The organism is Jatrophihabitans sp., assembly GCA_036399055.1.
Taxonomy (GTDB): Bacteria; Actinomycetota; Actinomycetes; order Mycobacteriales; family Jatrophihabitantaceae; genus Jatrophihabitans_A.
Genome location: DASWNX010000035.1, coordinates 44,660 through 60,328, shown reverse-complemented (window position 1 = coordinate 60,328; position 15,669 = coordinate 44,660). Strand labels below are relative to the sequence as shown.

The following is a 15,669-nucleotide window of genomic DNA, read 5'->3' as shown; positions in this document are numbered from 1 at the left end:
GGTGTCGGTGCTGGTGATCCTGGAGCGGGCCCACCGGGGCCGGGTGGAGCAGCAGTACGCGCACGCGCTCTGGCTGGTCGAGGGGCTCACCCAGCAGCACCCGACGGACGTGCTGATGCGCGGCGCCGCCGCGGGGTACGCGGTGGACGCGCCAGCGGCGCCGCCCCTGCGGCTCGGCGGCGCGGTCCTCGAGCACACGCCTGACTACTCAGCGGCGATCGGCCGGCTGGCCGCCGCGGGCGCGCGGGTGCTGGTGTCTGGCTCCTCGCTGGCCGCCCTCGGCCTGGCAGGGCGAAAGCTGCTGCCCTCGGTCGAATTAGTTAATGACGCCGAATTAGGCCATATTTGCGCCGGCTATGACCGTTTGTGGTACCTCTAGCGCAGACCCTGGCAAACCCTGTCTACAAGGGCGTTCGCAGGTTAGACTCCGCCTTGCTCTTGAAAGTCCTGTTCCCACACACAACCCATTCAGGGGGCGAATGATGTCCGTAAGCCCGACCGAGACTGTCAACACGGAGGAGCTTCGCGATCTGGTCGCGGGAGTCCTAGACGTCGATTCGAGCGCAGTCACCGACGACGCCGATTTCGTTAAGGACTTGAATGTCGATTCCCTCATGGCGCTGGAAGTAATGGTGGCCCTCGAGAAGAAGTACAAGATCGAACTCGACGAGGAGGAGCTGAAGAACATCTCCTCCTTCGCCCAGGTCCGAGAACTCGTCTCCTCCAAGGTCGCCGCCAGCTGACACCGAGGCGGGGCAGCGAGCCTGGGTCGACAGGCCCGCTGCCCAGCCGGGGGCCTCGGCTTCAGAAGCGGACCGCCATCCGCGCCAGACCGCGGTTGCTGACCGAGGGCAGGAAGGTCACCTCTTCGCCGTCGGCCAGCCGCAGGCCGGGTGCCCGCTCCAGCAGCGCGTCGATCGCCACCCGGGTCTGAAGCCGGCCGAGCTGCTCGCCGATGCAGTAGTGCAGCCCGCGGCCGTAGCCGAGCTGGCCATCGGCGTCGCGGCCCAGATCCAGTGTGTCCGGATCGGGATACCGCTGCGGGTCACGGTTGGCCGCCGCGATGCACAGCCGGACCAGCTCACCGGCGCGCAGCTCCAGTCCGGCGAACTCCTGGTCGGTGACCGCCACCCGGTCGTTCATCTGCACCGGCCCGTCAAAGCGCTGCAGCTCCTCGACAGCGCCGGGCAGCAAGGATCGGTCGGCCCGCAGTAGCTGCAGCTGGTCCGGGTGTCGCAGCAACGAGTGCAGGGCGAGCGCGAGCAGCTGGCCGCCGGTCGGATGGCCAGCCTGGTAAAGGAAAATCAGGCTGTCCAGCAACAGGTCCTCGGTCAGCCGCACGCCGTCGGACTCCTCGGTGGCCAGCGCGGTGAGCACGTCTTGGCCCGGGTACCGCCGTCGGTCCTGGACCAGCGGCTGGAAGTAGTCGTGCATGGCCTGCAGCGCCTGCTTGCCTTCGGCCAGCACGGCTCGGGTGAGGAACGCCTCCGAGGTCTGCGCGATCGCCCGCGACCATCCGACGAACCGATCCCAATCCTGCCGTGGAATGCCCAGCATATGGTTGATGACATAGACCGGGATCCGGTCGGCGAAGTCGGCCACGGCGTCCATCCCGCCGGCGGCCGTGGCGTCGTCGAGCAGGTCACCGACGATCTTCTCCACGTCGGCCTGCATGGCGGCGATCCGGTCCCGGCTGAAGGCCGCCTCATGGATCGCCCGCAGCGGGGTGTGCCGGGGCGGGTCGATCATGACCAGCCAGCTCTGCATCATCCGCTCCAGCGGGCCGTCCTCGCTGCCCCGCCGCCAACCGGAGAAACCGTCCCACAGCCGGGTGTTGCGCGACAGCGTCGGACTGTCGTAGGCCGCCCGCAGGTCGCTGTGCCGGGTGAGCAGGACGAAGCCGAACCGGGTGCGATGCACCGGGTTCTCCGCCCGCAACTGGGCGTAGTGCGGATAGGGGTCGGCGACGAAGCCGGGGGTTCGGGGGTCATAGACGGGGGCTGTGGAAGTCATGCCCACTCCTGCTCATGTGCCGGTGTCCGGGAGCTTGCGGTTGTAACCGTATGCACCAGACGATAGAGGTTTTACCGATAGACTTTGGCCTTATAGCGTCAGGATCTGGAGGATCTCAACCGATCCTCCGGCAAGGAGCCGCGTGTGGAACGGGTGCTGGTCACCGGCCTAGGAGTCGCCTCCTGCCTGGGTATGGATCTGGACAGCTACTGGTCCGGGCTGCTGAGCGCGACCAGCACCCCGCGACCAGTCGATGACCCTGGCGCGCGGATGCGCAACCGGTTGCTCTACGGGATCGGCCCGGTTCCCGAGCCGCCCACGGACGGCGCCGGCTCGCCCGGCCGGACGTCTGCCTTCGCGGTGCACGCGGGCGGCGCGGCGCTGGCCGACGCCGGCCTTGCCGACCTGCCGGACCCGTCCCGGGTCGGGGTCGCGGTGGGCACCGGGGTAGGCGACTGCAGCCTGCCTGAGCAGGCCCGGCTGGCCGACAGCACGCCGCAGGGCCTGGACGCGTACACGTTCAAGGTCGGCTCGATGCTGGCTGCCCGGTACGGGCTCGCCGGCCCGATGATCAGCGTGAGCACGGCATGCTCCGCCTCGGCCTACGGGGTGAGCCTGGCGGTGGAGGCGATCGCGACCGGCGCCGCGGACGTGGTGCTGGCCGGTGGCGCCGACGGCTACACCCGGGTCGGGGTGGCCTGCTTCAACCGGCTGGGCGCGCTGGACCCTGAGCGCTGCCGGCCCTTCGACGCCGACCGGGTCGGCACGATCTTCGGCGAGGGCGCGGCGTTCCTGGTGCTGGAGTCGGAGTCGCACGCGCGGGCCCGCGGCCGGGACCGGCACTACGGTGTCGTGGAGGGCTCGGGTTGGAGCTGCGACGGCCACCACCCGACCGCGCCGGACGCCGGCGCCCGGCAGATCGCCCGGGCGATGCGCACCGCGCTGGACGAGGCAGGGGTGGACCCGGCCGACGTGGGCTGCGTGGTGCCGCACGGCACCGGGACCCCGCTCAACGACGTGGTGGAGAGCCGCGCGCTGCACCAGGTGCTCGGCCCGAGCGCCGCCACCGTGCCGGTCTACAGCCTCAAGGCGATGCTGGGCCACACCGGCGGCGCGGCCGGCGCGTTCTCGCTGCTCACCGCGATGCTGATCCTGGACCGGGGCGCCATCCCGCCGAACGTGCCCCTCGGCCGGCCGGACCCGGAATGCGTGATCGAGCTGTCCGGGCCGGCGCCGCTGGCCCCGGCCCCGCGACATGTGCTGGTCAACGCCTACGCCTTCGGCGGCAACAACTGCTCGGTCCTGGTGGGCCGGTGACCGCCGCCACGGTGCTGCTCACCGGCGCCGGCTTCGTGCACCCGGAGCCGGGCGGCGCCGAGCCCTGGTTCGACCCGGTGCCGCACCTGGGCGCGCGCGGATGGCGCTACCTCACCCCAGCCACCCGGTACGTGCTGGCCGCCGCCGGGCTCGCGATGTCCGACGCCGGCTTTCACCCCGGGTCGCTGGCCGATGAGGACGTCGGCGTCGCGATCGGCACCAACTTCGCCGCCGCCCCGGTGGTCGCCCGGTTCGACCGGATCGTGGCCGACGAGGGCGCCGACGCGATCAGCCCGGCCGAGGCGCCGGCCTTCTCTGTGAACATCCCGGCCAGCCAGATCTCGATGCGGCACGGGCTGCGCGCGTTCAACCTGACGCTGACCAACCCGATGGTCGCAGGCCTGGAGGCGGTGCTCACGATGCGCTCGGCGCTGCTGCGCGGCCGGGCACGGGCGGGGATCGCCGGCGCGGTCGAGGAGCGGCCGGCGGACACCGCCGCCGAGGCGATCGGCGCGGGCGCCGCCGGTGAGGGCGCCTGCTGCGTGGTGCTGGAGCGGGCGGACGACGCGGCGCCGCGGACCGGTCCGGAGGTGGCCGGAGGGTTCTCCGTCTTCGCCGCCCCGGGCCTGGACCCGGTGGCGCTGCTCGGCGCCCGGCTGGACGCGCTGCTGGCCGGGGCGACCGGCCCACTGCCGTACGCGCCGCCGGCCGGGTCGTTCCGGCTGCGCGACCAGGTCGACGACGCCTGCCGGTCATGGGCAAAGCAGGCCGGGATCGAGCTGCTCGAGGCGGAGTTGACCGGCGCCGACGGCCGGGACTTCACCGTCTCGCCGCTGCTGCAGCTGGCCGGCCTGGCGGCTGCGCCGGCCGGCGGGCTGGTGCTCGCCGCCAGCCCGCACGGGCACGTGGCCGCCGTCCTGCTACGCCCCCCTGCCTAGAAATCACCCACCCCCGCCTGGAAAGAGGAGAGCCTGTGCCCGAGCAGAAGCTGGCCGGTAGCTGGAGCGTGATCCTCGGCGCGTCCAGTGGAATGGGACGCGCCTGCGCGCTGCGGCTGGCTGAGGCGGGCTCCCACATCATCGGCGTGCACCTGGACACCGGCCAGCGGCTGCGCGAGGTCGAGGCGCTGCGGGCGGAACTGGCCGGCTACGGCGTGCAGGTCCACCTGGTCAACGACAACGCGGCCAGCCAGGCCGGCCGGGACCGGGTGCTGCCCGACATCATCGAGCGGGTCGGCGCCGACAGCGTCCGGGTGCTGGTGCACTCCCTGGCTTTCGGCGCCCTCGCGCCGTACCTGCCCGACGCCGACGGTGCCGACGCCGACCAGACGCTGACCCAGCGGCAGCTGGACATGACCATGACGGTGATGGCGAACAGCCTGGTCTACTGGACGCAGGACCTGCTGCGGGTCGGCCTGCTCGGCCAGAGCAGCCGGATCTTCGCGATGACCAGCTCCGGCACGGCGAGGGTGGCCCGCTCCTACGGCGCGGTGTCGGCGGCGAAGTCCGCGCTGGAGTCGCACGTGCGCCAGCTCGCCGTCGAGTTGGCCCCACGCGGGGTCGCGGTCAACGCGATCCGGGCCGGCATCACCCTCACCCCGTCGTTCCTGCGGATCCCGGAGAGCCAGGAGCTGAGCGAGCGGGCCCGGGCGGCCAACCCGCACGGCCGGCTGACCACCCCTGAGGACGTCGCCGACGTCATCGCGCTGCTGGCCCAGGCCGGGTCGTCATGGCTGACCGGCAACGTGATCGGGGTGGACGGCGGCGAGATCCTGACGGTGTGAGCCCGATCAGCCCGCGTCGGCGAAGTCGGCCGCCTTGGTCAGGATCCGCTTCATGTTGGTGAACGAGGAGAACTCCTCGACCGACACGCTGCCGGCCAGCACGCCGAAGAACCGGTTGCGGTCCTCCTCGTTGTTCGCCAGCGCCTTGAGCACCGCCTTGCGAGTGCCGGCCAGCGGCTCGTACCGGGCCTGCTCGATCGTGTAGTCGTAGAGCGGCTTGCCGGCCTCGTTGCGGCGACGCTCGTAGTCGCCGAGGGCCTCGGCCGCCGGCCGCCGCCCGGACAGCGTCTCATCCAGCGCCTGGGCGAGGAACTCGCTGTCGCGGAACGCGTCGGACATGCCCAACGCCGTCACCGGGTCCTTGTGGTAGCCGGCGTCGCCCACCAGCGCCCAGCCGGCCCCGTAGGGCTTGCGGAAGAAGTTCTCCGAATGGTGGTGGCCGACGATCTTGGCGACCCGCTTCGCGCTGCGCACCCGCTCCACGAATTCCGGGCTCGCCTGGCTCTCGATGGTGCGGAAGTAGTTTCCCTCTATGTCGCGGCGGTATTCCTGCCAGCCGTCGTAGGACCAGCCGCACAGCACGACCGTGAGGCCGTCGTGGGTGGGGATCGCCGGCACGCAGCGGCCGGGCCGCCAGTGGATCAGCAGCCGGTCCATCGGCAGGTTCTCGAAGTAGCTGTAGAACGTGGTGGTCAGCCGAGGGACCGTGTCGTACTCCGCCGCGCCGACCGCGCGCGCGACGAATGAGTGCATTCCGTCGGCGCCGACCACGTACCGGGCGGTGACCTCCACCTCGGCGCCGGTCCTCCTCCGGCCGCGGACGCCGGTGACCCGGTCGCCGTCACCGAGCAGGCCGACGACGTTGAAGCCCTCCTCGAACTCGGCTCCCGCCTCCACGGCGGCCGAGTTGAGCAGCTCGTCGATGATGTACCGGCGGGGGCAGAGGCCGAAGTCGATCCCCTCGTACGGCGGAGGCGTGCCGGTGAGCGTGATCTCCCCCCAGTCGGAGGTCATCAGGTTGACCGGCGGGCACCCCGTGCGCAGCAGCGCCGGCAGCACGCCCCAGCGGGCGAGCCTGGCGACGCCGTAGGCGTGGACGAAGTGCGAGGAGATGGTGTCCTTGGGGAAGGTCACCCGGTCAACCATGAGGACCCGGTGACCGAGCCGCGCCAGCAGCATCGCCGTCGGAGCGCCGCCGCAACGGGCTCCGACGACGATCACGTCGTAATCTGCACGATCATCGGCGCGGCTCGTCGTCACCAGGACCTCCACCTCGTCAGCGCGGCTCGTCGCCGCCAGGACCTCACCTCGTGACGCGACCCGCGGTCGCGGGCCGCGTCGCTATCCGCCGCTGATCGCCGGCAGGATGAGCACCTCGTCGTGCTCGCTGACCGGGGTGTCCAGCCCCTTGCCGTGACGGACGTCGTCGCCGTTGACGTACAGGTTGACGTAGCCGTACAGCTTGCCGTCCGTGCTGACTATCTTGCTGGTCGCGCCGGGGATGTGCCTCTCCAGATCCTGCAGCACCGAACCAAGGGTGGACTGCGCCGGGATGTCGAGATTGACCATCCCGGGCGAGCCTCCCTGGTTCAGCGCGGCTGGGAGCTTGATGCGCATCCGGGTCTCACGCCGACCAGAACTTGTTGACGAACACGTCGTCATAGACCCAGATCCGGGCCTCCACGATCTTGTTCGTCGTCATGTCACGCCGGAAGGTCTGCACGCCCGGCATCTCCAGGATCATGCCCTTGCGCTCGCCGCGGTAGGTCGAGATGACCGCGGCCACCTCGTCGTCGGCGACGATGCGGTGCATGTCGACCCGGAAGGTGCCGTCGGTGACCTCGGCGCTCTCCCGCAGCCAGTCCAGGACGCCCTCGATGCCGACGATCCTTCCCGACAGCGGGTGGTCCCCGGGGGTGTACCACACCACGTCGTCAGCGATGCCCTTACGGAGCAAGTCCAAACTGAGCTTGCCGTACCGGACGTGGCCGGCGGCGAGGAGCTTGATCATCGGGTGGTCGGCCATCGAGGTGCCCTTGTAGCTCTTGGCCACATCCACGGCGGTGTCGGCCGTGAGAGTGGTGACGTTCTTGATCGACGTCATGGGTGTTCCCTTCCGCTGGACAGGTGGGTGAGGCGGCGCACCGAGTCAGTACGCCCAGAATTCGTCGGAGGCCGGTTGGTCCTCCATGTACAGCTCCCGCTCGTAGACCTTGCCGTCCTCGGGCCGGAGCTTCCAGATGTTGATCACTTTCTGGTCTAGCGTCTTGCCGCCGCGCTTGGCGCGGACGTGCATCAGGCAGAAGATGTTGCGCTCGTTGCCGAGCAACTCCAGCACCTCGGCTTGGAACGTGCGATCGGTGTCGGTCTGCACGCGCTTGAAGAACGCCAGCACGTTGTCGATCCCGACGATGTCGGCGGCCAGCGGGTGGCTGTGCGGCACCCGCCAGAGGACGTCCTCGGCGAGCATCGGCCGCATCAGCTCGACCTTGCCCGCGTGGAAGAGCTCGATCGCCCGCTTGGCCCGGTCCAGGTTGACCCAGGGACTAGGACTGCTCACACCGCACCTCCTTGCTCGTTGTTCAGCGCCGCGATCGTCTTGGCGTCAAACGGCACCACCTGCCAGTTGTGCCGGTCCAGCGTCACCGCGTAGCCGTGGGTGATCCGGCCGGTGGCGGTGTGCAGCAACTCGCCGTCGCGGACGACGTAGCAGTCCATCGCGGCTGTGTACGTCAGGTCCTTGAAGACGGTCTCCACCGTGAACACGGTGTAGAGCTCCTCCTCCATCAGCGCCTCACGCAGGATCTCCACCCGGGCCTGCGGGACGACCGGGATCCAGCGCTGGCCCGCGAGCAGGGTGCGGATGGAGATGCCCCGCTCGGCCAGGAAGAGGTCGACGACCTCCTCCATGATCCGCAGGTAACCCGAGTGCTGGATCCGCTCGTTGAAGTGGCAGTAGAAGTACGGGATCCGCCAGCGCCAGACCACCGCGTTGCGGCCCTCGCCCAGCGCCCTGGCCACCTCGTCAGCCGGGCCCACCACGCCGCGGCCGACCAGCGTCGCCCCGCTGTCGCCAGCGCCCGCCGGCTGCGACTGGGCGGGGCCCCGGCGGATCTCGGCGACCGTGATGGGGGCCAGGTCAGCCGGCGTCTCCGGCGCGTCCGCCGCCTTGCGCAGCACCAGGCGGACCTTCGCGGTCACCGCCTTGACCGTCGCGGCGCCGTTCTGGCCGGCCCGGTCGACGTAGGTCACCGTCCGGAAGGCCAGCTCGCCGCTGCCGTCGTCGGGCTGCTGGGTGACCTCGGTGCGGGTGACGTCGTCGATGTGCAGCGCGGTGAGGATCCGGGCGTCGGAGTCGACGATGTCGACCCCCAGGCCGTAGGACTCGTACAGCTCCTGCGGCGACCGGCCGGACTGACGCAAGAAGTCCAGGACGGCCTCCTCGATCACGTACATGACGTGCTTGAAGCCGATCCAGGTGTTGATGTTGGAGCCCTCGTACCGCGGCCTGCTCTGCGCGGTGACCACCTGCGCGGTGGATGTCGTCATTCGGTGCGTCCTCCTTCTCGGCTGCTGTCGCGTCGGTTCATGCCGCCTGGCGCCGCCGCTGCGCCAGCTCCCGGATCAGCACGGCCACCCGCTGCGGCGCGTCCAGCATCAGGTGGTGGCCGCAGCCGGGCAGGATCTCGACGGTGGCGTTGGGCAGTGCGTCGGCCAACGCGAGGCAGTCGGCCGGGTAGGAGGCGACGTCGAGCTCGCCGCCGACGACCGCGCACGGCAGGGTCAGCGCCTCCAGGTCGAGCATCGGGGTGCGGGAGAACAGTTCGAAGAAGCGCAGCCAGCCGTACGGGCCGACCCAGCCGCGCACCTTCTCGCTCATGCCCAGCAGCACGTCGGGATCGATCGGCCGGGTGCGCCGGGCGGTCATCCCGCTGGCGAGGAAGTGGTGGAAGTCGTTGAGGTAATAGCTGATCAACGTCCAGTCGAAGGCCTCCCGGCTCGCCCGGTAGAACGGCGCCAGCAGCACCAGCCCGAGCTCGTCCGGGGCCCCGTTGGCGTCCAGGTAGTCCAGCAGCACGTTCGCGCCGAACGAGTGCGCCACCAGGACGGTGAACGGCTCCGGCGCCTGCTGCAGCGCCCGCTCGATCCACACGCCCGGGTCCCGCTCCAGCGCCCAGTCGTCGCCGTGGGCGCCGTCCCAGGGAAGCTGGAACACCCAGGCGTCGACGTCCTCGGGCAGCAGCGCGACGACCCGCTCCCAACATCGGGTGTTCTCCCGCAGCCCGTGCAGGAAACCGATCCGCATCGTCGGCTCGCCGGAGGCCTTGCGGACCTGCTCGGCGGTGACCCAGCCGGGGCCGGACAGGCCTGCGGCGGCGAGCCGGGCGGCCCGTCGCGCCGTCATCGGGCGCTCACCAGCGTGAGTCCGGCGTACTCGCCGCCCCAGCAGCCGCCGCTGGTCAGCAGCGCGCGCGTGCCGGGCCGACCGGCCAGCCAACTGGCGCCCGCCGCAGCCTGCAGCACCCCGTAGGCGGCGAGGGCCTCACCGACCAGGTCGTCGAGTCCCACCGTGTCGGCGCCGGTCAGCTCGGCCAGCTCGGTCTTGGTCCCGCCGTGGCCGCCGCACGGGGTCAGCCAGAGCCCGGGCCGGTCCCCCGCCAGGGCGCCGCACGCCGCCGTGTCCAGGTCAGGACCCCGCTCATAGCCGCCGACGGTGGCCAGCACCCGGCCGCCGCGCTCGGCCACCGCGCCGGCGTCCTCCAGCAGCAGCGCCGCCGCGCCGTCGAAGACCCGCGGCGCCGCGCCGCCGTGGCGGCGGGCGGTCTCGGCGACCAGCCGGTCCACCGCCTCCGCCGCCGGCTCCACCCCGATGACGAGCATCCGGCGCGCTCGACCGGCCCGGATCGCCGCCGTCGCCAACCAGATGGCGTCCAGCCCGGAGGTCGGCCCGGAGGCCACCGTGAGGTTGAAGCCCTCGAAGCCGAACCAGATCGCCACCGAGGCCGAGGCCACGTTGCCGGAGGCGTTGGGCAGGTCCATCGGCGCGGCGCTGACCGCACCGCCGTCGTGGATCGTCTCCGACACCCGACAGACCGTCTCGGAGATGCCGTTGGTGGTGGCCACCACCACCCCGAAGGACTCCCCCTCGGTCCGCTCCGCCCGCGACCGCGGCAGGCCCGCCTCGTCCAGGGTCGCCGCCGCCGCGCACAGGGCCAGCTGGCTGGCCCGGTCCTTGTAACGCAGGCCGCGCTTGCCGACGACGCCCGCCGGGGTGAACGACGCCGGCGGGATCTGGGTGACAGACAGCAGGTCGGCGGCGCCGGCCAGGCCGGGAACCGCCAGCCCGAGCGCGCTGACCACGACGCCGCTCGGCCGGGTCAGGGCGGCGCGGTCGGAAGCGGAGCGGTCGGGGGCCGGCCGGTCGGAGGCCGGCCGCTCCACCACGGCGACGGCGTTCACCCCGCCGAAGCCGAACGCGTCCACCTGGGCCCGCCGTAGGCCCGTTCGCTCGGTGGGCTCGGTGACGACAGGGAATGAGCTGATCGACTCGATCGCAGAGGTGTGGTTGCGGGTCGGCGGCACCCGGCCGTCGGCCAGCGACTCGACGGCGGTCACCAGGCTCATCAGGCCGGAAGCGCCGGAGGTGTGGCCGGTCATCGACTTCAGCGCGGTCACCAGCGGCCGGCGCGGCAGCCCGCCGAAGACCTCACGCAGCGCCTGGGCCTCGGTCTCGTCGTTGAGCTGGGTGCCGGTGCCGTGCGCGAAGACGACGTCGATGTCGCCGGGGGTCGCCGCGGCGCGTCGGTGGGCCTCGCCCATCGCCCGCAGGATGCCGCCGAGCAGCGGAGCGGTCAGGTGGTCGGCGTCGCAGCTGGTCCCGACGCCGGTCAGCTCGGCCAGCACGCTCGCGCCGCGGGAGCACGCGTGCTCGGGCGTCTCCAGCACTATCGCGGCGGCGCCCTCGCCGAGGATGACTCCGCGCCGTTCGGTGTCGAACGGCCGGACCTCGGTCGGCGGTGTCATGTTCACCCGGTCCAGCAGGCCGAACATGCTCTCGGTGATCGCGTCGGTTCCGGCGACCACGACCGCGTCCGCCTCGCCGAGGGCGAGCAGGTCGGTGGCCACCGCCAGCGCGTACAGGCTGGCGGAGCAGGCGTTGACGAATGTGTATGTCGGGCCGAGGTCGGCCAGGCCGACGCTGAGGTCGAGCTGGTCCACCGTCAGCGGCGCCTCCCCCCGCCACCACAGCTCCAGGGAGCGCTGCTCGGCCAGCCCGGTTCCGACCACCACCGGGATCCGGCGGGTGTCGGCGCCCAGCCGCAGCCCGGCCTGCTCCAGCGCCTGCTCGACCACGTCCTGCAGCCAGTCCGAGGCCCGCCGCGGCCGGTCCCTGCCGCCGACCCGGTCGGCCACCTCGTAGGCGTGGCGCACCCGGAACTTCGCCGCCTCGAACGAGCGCAGCGGGGCCACCCCGGTCTCGCCCCGGCACAGCGCCGCGTAGGAGCTGGCGACATCGCCGCCCAGGCTGCTGAGCATCCCGGCGCCGGTGATCGACCAGCTCATGCCGCGCCCTGCCGCGGCTGGTACCCGTCTCGGTGGGCCAACAGCAGGATCGCGTTGTTGCCGCCGAAGGCGAACGCGTTGTTCTGCACCACCCGCAGCGGGGCCTGCCGCGCGGTGTTGGGCACGCAGTCGACCGCGCAGTCAGAGCAGGTGCTGTTGTGGTTGATCGTCGGCGGGATGAACTGCCGGTCCAGCGCCACCGAGCAGGCGATGGTCGCCAGCGCGCTGGCCGCGCCCATCGTGTGGCCGATCATCGACTTGATCGACACCACCGGCGGCATCCGCTCGCCGAACACGTCGCGGACCGCGGCCGCCTCGGTGAGGTCGTTGGCCTTGGTGCCGGTCCCGTGGGCGGAGACCAGGTCGACGTCGGCGGGGGTGACGCCGGAGTTCAGATGCGCCCGCCGCATGCAGTCGCCGATGCTGCCCCGGTCCGGGGCCACCGGGTGGCTGGCGTCGCAGGTCAGCCCGTAGCCGAGGATCTCGGCGTACCAGGAGGCCCCGCGGCGCTGGGCGCTCTCCATCGTCTCCAGGAACAGCATGCCCGAGCCCTCGCCGGTGAGGATGCCCTTGCGGTCGGCGTCGAAGGGCTGGCAGACCTCGGGCGCGATCGTGCCGAGCCGGTAGAACCCGGCGAAGGTCTTGCGGCACATCGCGTCCGCGCCGCCGCACAGCGCGTACTCAGCCTCGCCGAGCCGGAGCACGTCAAAGGCGTAGCCGATCGCGTAATTGCCCGCCGCGCAGGCAGTCGGCAGCGTCACCGTCTCTGCTGCACGCAGGCCGAACTCGCGGGCGATCGACACCGACAGCCAGCTCGCCGGCACCCGGGCCACCCGTTGCGGCGGCAGGTCATCGACGCCCTTGCGGACGCAGATCTCCACCAGTTGGTCGAGGTCCTGGGACTCGCCGTCGGTGGTGCCTACCGAGATCACCCCCGGGCGGTCGACCAATGAAGCCGGGTCGACGCCGGCGTCCTGCAATGCCAGGCTGGCCGCGGACACCGAGAACTGGGAGGCGCGGCCGAGCGTGCGGGGGTCGAGCCGGGAGATGTAGCGCTCCGGTTCGAAGTCGCGCACCTCGCAGCCGAGGTTTGATCCGAAACCGGTGGTGTCGAAGGCGGAGATCGGAGAGATCCCGCTGGCGCCGGCGGCGAGGCCGGCGGCGAAGTCCTCGACGCCCACCCCGATGCTGGACAGCGGGCCGAGCCCAGTGACCACCACCCGGCGCCGGGCGTCCTGGGCCACCGTCACGATGCTCGCTCGTCCCAACCTTCGGACGTGGACACCACCTCGTAGACGCCTGCGAGGTTGACCATCCTGGCCAGCTCGGCCTGGTCGATGACGATCTTGAACTCGCGCTCCAGGGAGGCGAGGATCTCGATCGCACGCAGCGAGTCCGCGTCGTGGTCTTCGATGAACAGGCTCGTATCCGTCAGCTCGTCCTCATCGAGCTCCAAGATGTCGACGACGATCTCTTTGATTCGCCGCTGGTCCTCATCGGTAACAACCGTCACTATGTCGCCCCTTCGCATTAACAGCCATGTGCCGTATGAACATGCTGGGAAGTAGATACGATGACCTAATACGCCATGTCGTAGACAGGCACTCTAACGGTCTCCCGTGTAGAAGTACGCACTTTACGGTCTTCGCCTAGAGAAGTACACGTCCCGCAGACACAAATACTTTGTCTTTGTAGACAGAAGCACGTCGCCTCACCGCCGGCGCCCGAAAGGACCAGTCATGACCGTTTCGGTTGGATCAGCGCTTTCCACGGCAGAAATCTATGATTGGTCCGTGGTATCCGGGTTAGGAGTAGGTAAGGACGACTTCTCCCGCGGATTTCTCGGCTCCCAGCAGGCCGGCTCCGACGGTCGGTTGCTGACCGGGTTCGACCCGACCACGCTGATCGGCAAGAAAGGCACTCGGACGCTGGACCGGATGACGTCGCTGGTCATCGCCACCGCCGGGATGGTCCTCGACGGCGGCCTGGTCGAGCCGCAGGCCCGCGAGTCGGTCGGCCTGGTCCTCGGCACCAACACCGGCAGCATCGCCAGCATCGTCGACTTCACCCGCGACACGTTCGTGCAGGAGCGGCCGTACCTGGTGAACCCGGCTGACTTCCCGAACACCGTGATGAACAGCGCGGCCGGCCGCACCGCGATCTGGTACGGGCTGCGCGGCCTCAACAGCACGATCGCCGCCGGGCACCTGACCGGCTTGGTCGCCCTGCGGTACGCCAGCCGGATGATCCGCCTCGGCTACGCCGACACTCTGCTGGTCGGCGCCGTCGAGGAGGTCTCCGACGCGGTCTCGGTCGGTGTGCAGGTGACCCGTGGACACCGCGCGGCGGCGCCCGGCGGCGGGGTCAACCCGCTCGGCGAGGGCTGCGTGCTGTTCCTTCTCGGCGGTCGGGGCGGAGCTGGCGGCGGGACCGCCGCGGCCGAACTGGTCGACTTCGAGTTCGGCACGGCGGAGTTGGACGCGGACACCCCAGCGCTGTCGGCCGCGCTTGACCGGACGATCCGCGCGCTGCTGCTGCGCAACGCGCTGCGGCCGGAGGACATCGCGCTGGTGAGCCTCGCGCAGAGCGGGGACGGCACGCTGGACAGCGCCGAACTGGCGGCGGTGGACCAGGCGCTCGGCGGGCCGGGCGTCGGCCGGCGGATCGTGGCCGCGGACCGCACCGGAAACTCGTTCAGCGCCCTGGGCGCGTTCCAGTTGGCCGCGGCCATGGCGGTGGCCGCCACGGACCGGCCCGCCGGCGACCCGGTGCGGCCCTGCCTAATCACCTCGCTGGGCATCGACGGCTCGGTCGGCTGCGCCCTGGTCCGCGTCTGAGCGGGGCTTGCGTCTGAGCAGGGCTTGCGTCTGAGCAGGGCTTGCGTCTGCGCCTGCCTGCGGGTCAGGTGTCGCGGAGGGAGACGTCGGCGACCAGGCCGTCCCGCCAGCGCACCGTCATCTCCCCGGCGCCACCCCGCTCCCAGCGAAACCGGGCCAGCGCCGTGTCGTCGTCGAGAACCTCGATCGCGGTCATCGTCATCGCCTGGGTCGGTGGGTGCTTGGCATACATCCGAGCGAGCAGCTCACGACCGACGATCGGCCGGTCCGGCGCCACCGTGGTCACCATCCGGACGTCCTCGGCGAAGGTGGCCACGAACGGGGTCCAGTCACCGGTGGCGACGCAGGCGTTGAACAGGGCGCAGTGCGCTCGGATGGACTCGTCGAGGTCACCGGTGGAACGAGGCGGTTCACCAGAGGTCATGGCGCCGATTCTGACAGGCTGGCCGAGCCGGCGCCGGCCGGCTAGAGCGGGTTCTTCCGCCAGTTCAGGGCCGCGACCATCAACCCGTCAGCCACCTCGTCGTTCCGGTCGGCCAGCCGGTGCTCGCGCTCACCCTCCGCGTCAGGTCCGGCGGCTTCCCGGCGCCCGGTGGCGATGACGCGGAAGAAAGCGGCGGCGCGCTCCAGCGCGACGTCGAACTCCCCCTGGTAGGCGCCGTTGAGCACCGCGTCGGCCAGCGCCTCGATGGCGGCCGGATCAGCGTCCTCGGAGACCCCGGCGACCACCTCGTCAGCGGGTGCGTAGGGCCGGCCGGCCCGCCACAGGCGGGTGACCTCGTCACCATTGCTCTGGCACCAACGGCGCAGCAGGTACAGCGCCCACAAGGCGCCGGGCAGGCTGGAGGGCTGTTCCATCCGCCAGAGCTCGGCAAGGGTGTCCAGGCCAACCCGGTCGGCCAGGTCGACGAGGGACTCTGAACCATCGGACCGGCCGTGGCTGATGACCGCGGCCGCGGTGGCAGCGGCGAGCTCGGCACGGGCGAACGGCTCGAACTCGACCGAGCCGGCCAGCTCGAGGTCGGGCCGCCGGATCGGGCGGTGCGGACGGTCAGCGGGTGGCACCCGTACAGGGTAGGCGAGCGTGCGGCCCGACCACCTCATCGGGCGAACCCGACTCGCTCCTGGGCCAACCCGGCTCGCCGCGGCGGGATC

At 71.1% G+C, this 15,669-nt stretch carries 18 protein-coding genes; 6 read left to right on the top strand and 12 right to left on the bottom strand.

Features of this window, described 5'->3' with window-relative positions; translation table 11 throughout:
* Nucleotide 1 precedes the first annotated feature (1 nt).
* Nucleotides 2–379: a hypothetical protein gene (locus VGB75_16125; protein ID HEY0168572.1), complete on the top strand. Its 378-nt coding sequence runs from the start codon at nucleotides 2–4 to the stop codon at nucleotides 377–379.
* A gap of 100 nt (nucleotides 380–479) precedes the next feature.
* A complete protein-coding gene (locus VGB75_16120) occupies nucleotides 480–743 on the top strand; it encodes an acyl carrier protein (protein HEY0168571.1) in 264 nt (87 codons plus the stop codon).
* A 61-nt stretch (nucleotides 744–804) separates the two neighbouring features.
* On the opposite strand, the gene VGB75_16115 is transcribed toward VGB75_16120, so the two are convergent.
* Nucleotides 805–2,013, bottom strand: coding sequence for a cytochrome P450 (locus VGB75_16115; protein ID HEY0168570.1), 1,209 nt, complete (start codon nucleotides 2,011–2,013; stop codon nucleotides 805–807).
* Between the two features lie 144 nt (nucleotides 2,014–2,157).
* Here VGB75_16115 and VGB75_16110 point away from each other — a divergent pair, with 144 nt between their 5' ends.
* From VGB75_16110 to VGB75_16100, 3 genes are read left to right on the top strand one after another with little or no spacing between them, the layout of a single operon-like run.
* Nucleotides 2,158–3,330, top strand: coding sequence for a beta-ketoacyl-[acyl-carrier-protein] synthase family protein (locus tag VGB75_16110; protein ID HEY0168569.1), 1,173 nt, complete (start codon nucleotides 2,158–2,160; stop codon nucleotides 3,328–3,330).
* Nucleotides 3,327–4,268, top strand: coding sequence for a beta-ketoacyl synthase N-terminal-like domain-containing protein (locus tag VGB75_16105; GenBank protein HEY0168568.1), 942 nt, complete (start codon nucleotides 3,327–3,329; stop codon nucleotides 4,266–4,268). The genes VGB75_16110 and VGB75_16105 overlap by 4 nt, the downstream gene beginning before the upstream one ends.
* A gap of 35 nt (nucleotides 4,269–4,303) precedes the next feature.
* Nucleotides 4,304–5,113: an SDR family oxidoreductase gene (locus VGB75_16100; protein ID HEY0168567.1), complete on the top strand. Its 810-nt coding sequence runs from the start codon at nucleotides 4,304–4,306 to the stop codon at nucleotides 5,111–5,113.
* Between the two features lie 6 nt (nucleotides 5,114–5,119).
* Here the strand turns inward: VGB75_16100 and VGB75_16095 are convergent, their stop codons facing one another.
* The 9 genes from VGB75_16095 to VGB75_16055 all read right to left on the bottom strand — a co-directional run bounded on the left by VGB75_16095 (nucleotide 5,120) and on the right by VGB75_16055 (nucleotide 13,190).
* Nucleotides 5,120–6,373, bottom strand: a complete 1,254-nt coding sequence (locus VGB75_16095; GenBank protein ID HEY0168566.1) for an NAD(P)/FAD-dependent oxidoreductase — start codon at nucleotides 6,371–6,373, stop codon at nucleotides 5,120–5,122.
* Nucleotides 6,374–6,454: 81 nt separating this feature from the next.
* Nucleotides 6,455–6,730, bottom strand: coding sequence for a ubiquitin-like small modifier protein 1 (locus VGB75_16090; protein HEY0168565.1), 276 nt, complete (start codon nucleotides 6,728–6,730; stop codon nucleotides 6,455–6,457).
* A 7-nt stretch (nucleotides 6,731–6,737) separates the two neighbouring features.
* Entirely contained in the window at nucleotides 6,738–7,217 is a 480-nt protein-coding gene (locus VGB75_16085; GenBank protein ID HEY0168564.1) for a nuclear transport factor 2 family protein, read from the bottom strand.
* A gap of 45 nt (nucleotides 7,218–7,262) precedes the next feature.
* Nucleotides 7,263–7,673: a nuclear transport factor 2 family protein gene (locus VGB75_16080; GenBank protein ID HEY0168563.1), complete on the bottom strand. Its 411-nt coding sequence runs from the start codon at nucleotides 7,671–7,673 to the stop codon at nucleotides 7,263–7,265.
* Nucleotides 7,670–8,662, bottom strand: coding sequence for a thioesterase family protein (locus tag VGB75_16075; GenBank protein HEY0168562.1), 993 nt, complete (start codon nucleotides 8,660–8,662; stop codon nucleotides 7,670–7,672). The genes VGB75_16080 and VGB75_16075 overlap by 4 nt, the downstream gene beginning before the upstream one ends.
* A 37-nt stretch (nucleotides 8,663–8,699) precedes the next feature.
* Entirely contained in the window at nucleotides 8,700–9,518 is an 819-nt protein-coding gene (locus VGB75_16070) for an alpha/beta hydrolase (GenBank protein ID HEY0168561.1), read from the bottom strand.
* The gene (locus VGB75_16065; GenBank protein ID HEY0168560.1) at nucleotides 9,515–11,677 is read right to left on the bottom strand and encodes a beta-ketoacyl-[acyl-carrier-protein] synthase family protein; all 2,163 of its coding nucleotides are present in this window, start codon (nucleotides 11,675–11,677) and stop codon (nucleotides 9,515–9,517) included. The genes VGB75_16070 and VGB75_16065 overlap by 4 nt, the downstream gene beginning before the upstream one ends.
* On the bottom strand, nucleotides 11,674–12,927 hold the full coding sequence (locus VGB75_16060) for a beta-ketoacyl-[acyl-carrier-protein] synthase family protein (protein HEY0168559.1): 1,254 nt from the start codon (nucleotides 12,925–12,927) through the stop codon (nucleotides 11,674–11,676). The genes VGB75_16065 and VGB75_16060 overlap by 4 nt, the downstream gene beginning before the upstream one ends.
* Complete coding sequence (locus VGB75_16055; protein HEY0168558.1) at nucleotides 12,924–13,190, bottom strand: acyl carrier protein; 267 nt, start codon at nucleotides 13,188–13,190, stop codon at nucleotides 12,924–12,926. The genes VGB75_16060 and VGB75_16055 overlap by 4 nt, the downstream gene beginning before the upstream one ends.
* 280 nt (nucleotides 13,191–13,470) lie before the next feature.
* On the opposite strand from VGB75_16055, the gene VGB75_16050 reads away from it, so the two are divergent.
* Entirely contained in the window at nucleotides 13,471–14,514 is a 1,044-nt protein-coding gene (locus tag VGB75_16050) for a beta-ketoacyl synthase N-terminal-like domain-containing protein (protein ID HEY0168557.1), read from the top strand.
* 64 nt (nucleotides 14,515–14,578) lie between these two features.
* On the opposite strand, the gene VGB75_16045 is transcribed toward VGB75_16050, so the two are convergent.
* The gene (locus VGB75_16045) at nucleotides 14,579–14,938 is read right to left on the bottom strand and encodes a nuclear transport factor 2 family protein (protein HEY0168556.1); all 360 of its coding nucleotides are present in this window, start codon (nucleotides 14,936–14,938) and stop codon (nucleotides 14,579–14,581) included.
* A 41-nt stretch (nucleotides 14,939–14,979) separates the two neighbouring features.
* On the bottom strand, nucleotides 14,980–15,579 hold the full coding sequence (locus tag VGB75_16040; protein ID HEY0168555.1) for a hypothetical protein: 600 nt from the start codon (nucleotides 15,577–15,579) through the stop codon (nucleotides 14,980–14,982).
* Nucleotides 15,580–15,669 lie beyond the last annotated feature (90 nt).

Excerpts from the sequence above, each read along its gene's own strand:
- VGB75_16120 (HEY0168571.1), top strand. The coding sequence starts at position 480 with ATGATGTCCGTAAGCCCGACCGAGACTGTCAACACGGAGGAGCTTCGC.
- VGB75_16115 (HEY0168570.1), bottom strand. The coding sequence starts at position 2,013 with ATGACTTCCACAGCCCCCGTCTATGACCCCCGAACCCCCGGCTTCGTC.
- VGB75_16090 (HEY0168565.1), bottom strand. The coding sequence starts at position 6,730 with ATGCGCATCAAGCTCCCAGCCGCGCTGAACCAGGGAGGCTCGCCCGGG.
- VGB75_16085 (HEY0168564.1), bottom strand. The coding sequence starts at position 7,217 with ATGACGTCGATCAAGAACGTCACCACTCTCACGGCCGACACCGCCGTG.
- VGB75_16075 (HEY0168562.1), bottom strand. The coding sequence starts at position 8,662 with ATGACGACATCCACCGCGCAGGTGGTCACCGCGCAGAGCAGGCCGCGG.
- VGB75_16070 (HEY0168561.1), bottom strand. The coding sequence starts at position 9,518 with ATGACGGCGCGACGGGCCGCCCGGCTCGCCGCCGCAGGCCTGTCCGGC.
- VGB75_16065 (HEY0168560.1), bottom strand. The coding sequence starts at position 11,677 with ATGAGCTGGTCGATCACCGGCGCCGGGATGCTCAGCAGCCTGGGCGGC.
- VGB75_16045 (HEY0168556.1), bottom strand. The coding sequence starts at position 14,938 with ATGACCTCTGGTGAACCGCCTCGTTCCACCGGTGACCTCGACGAGTCC.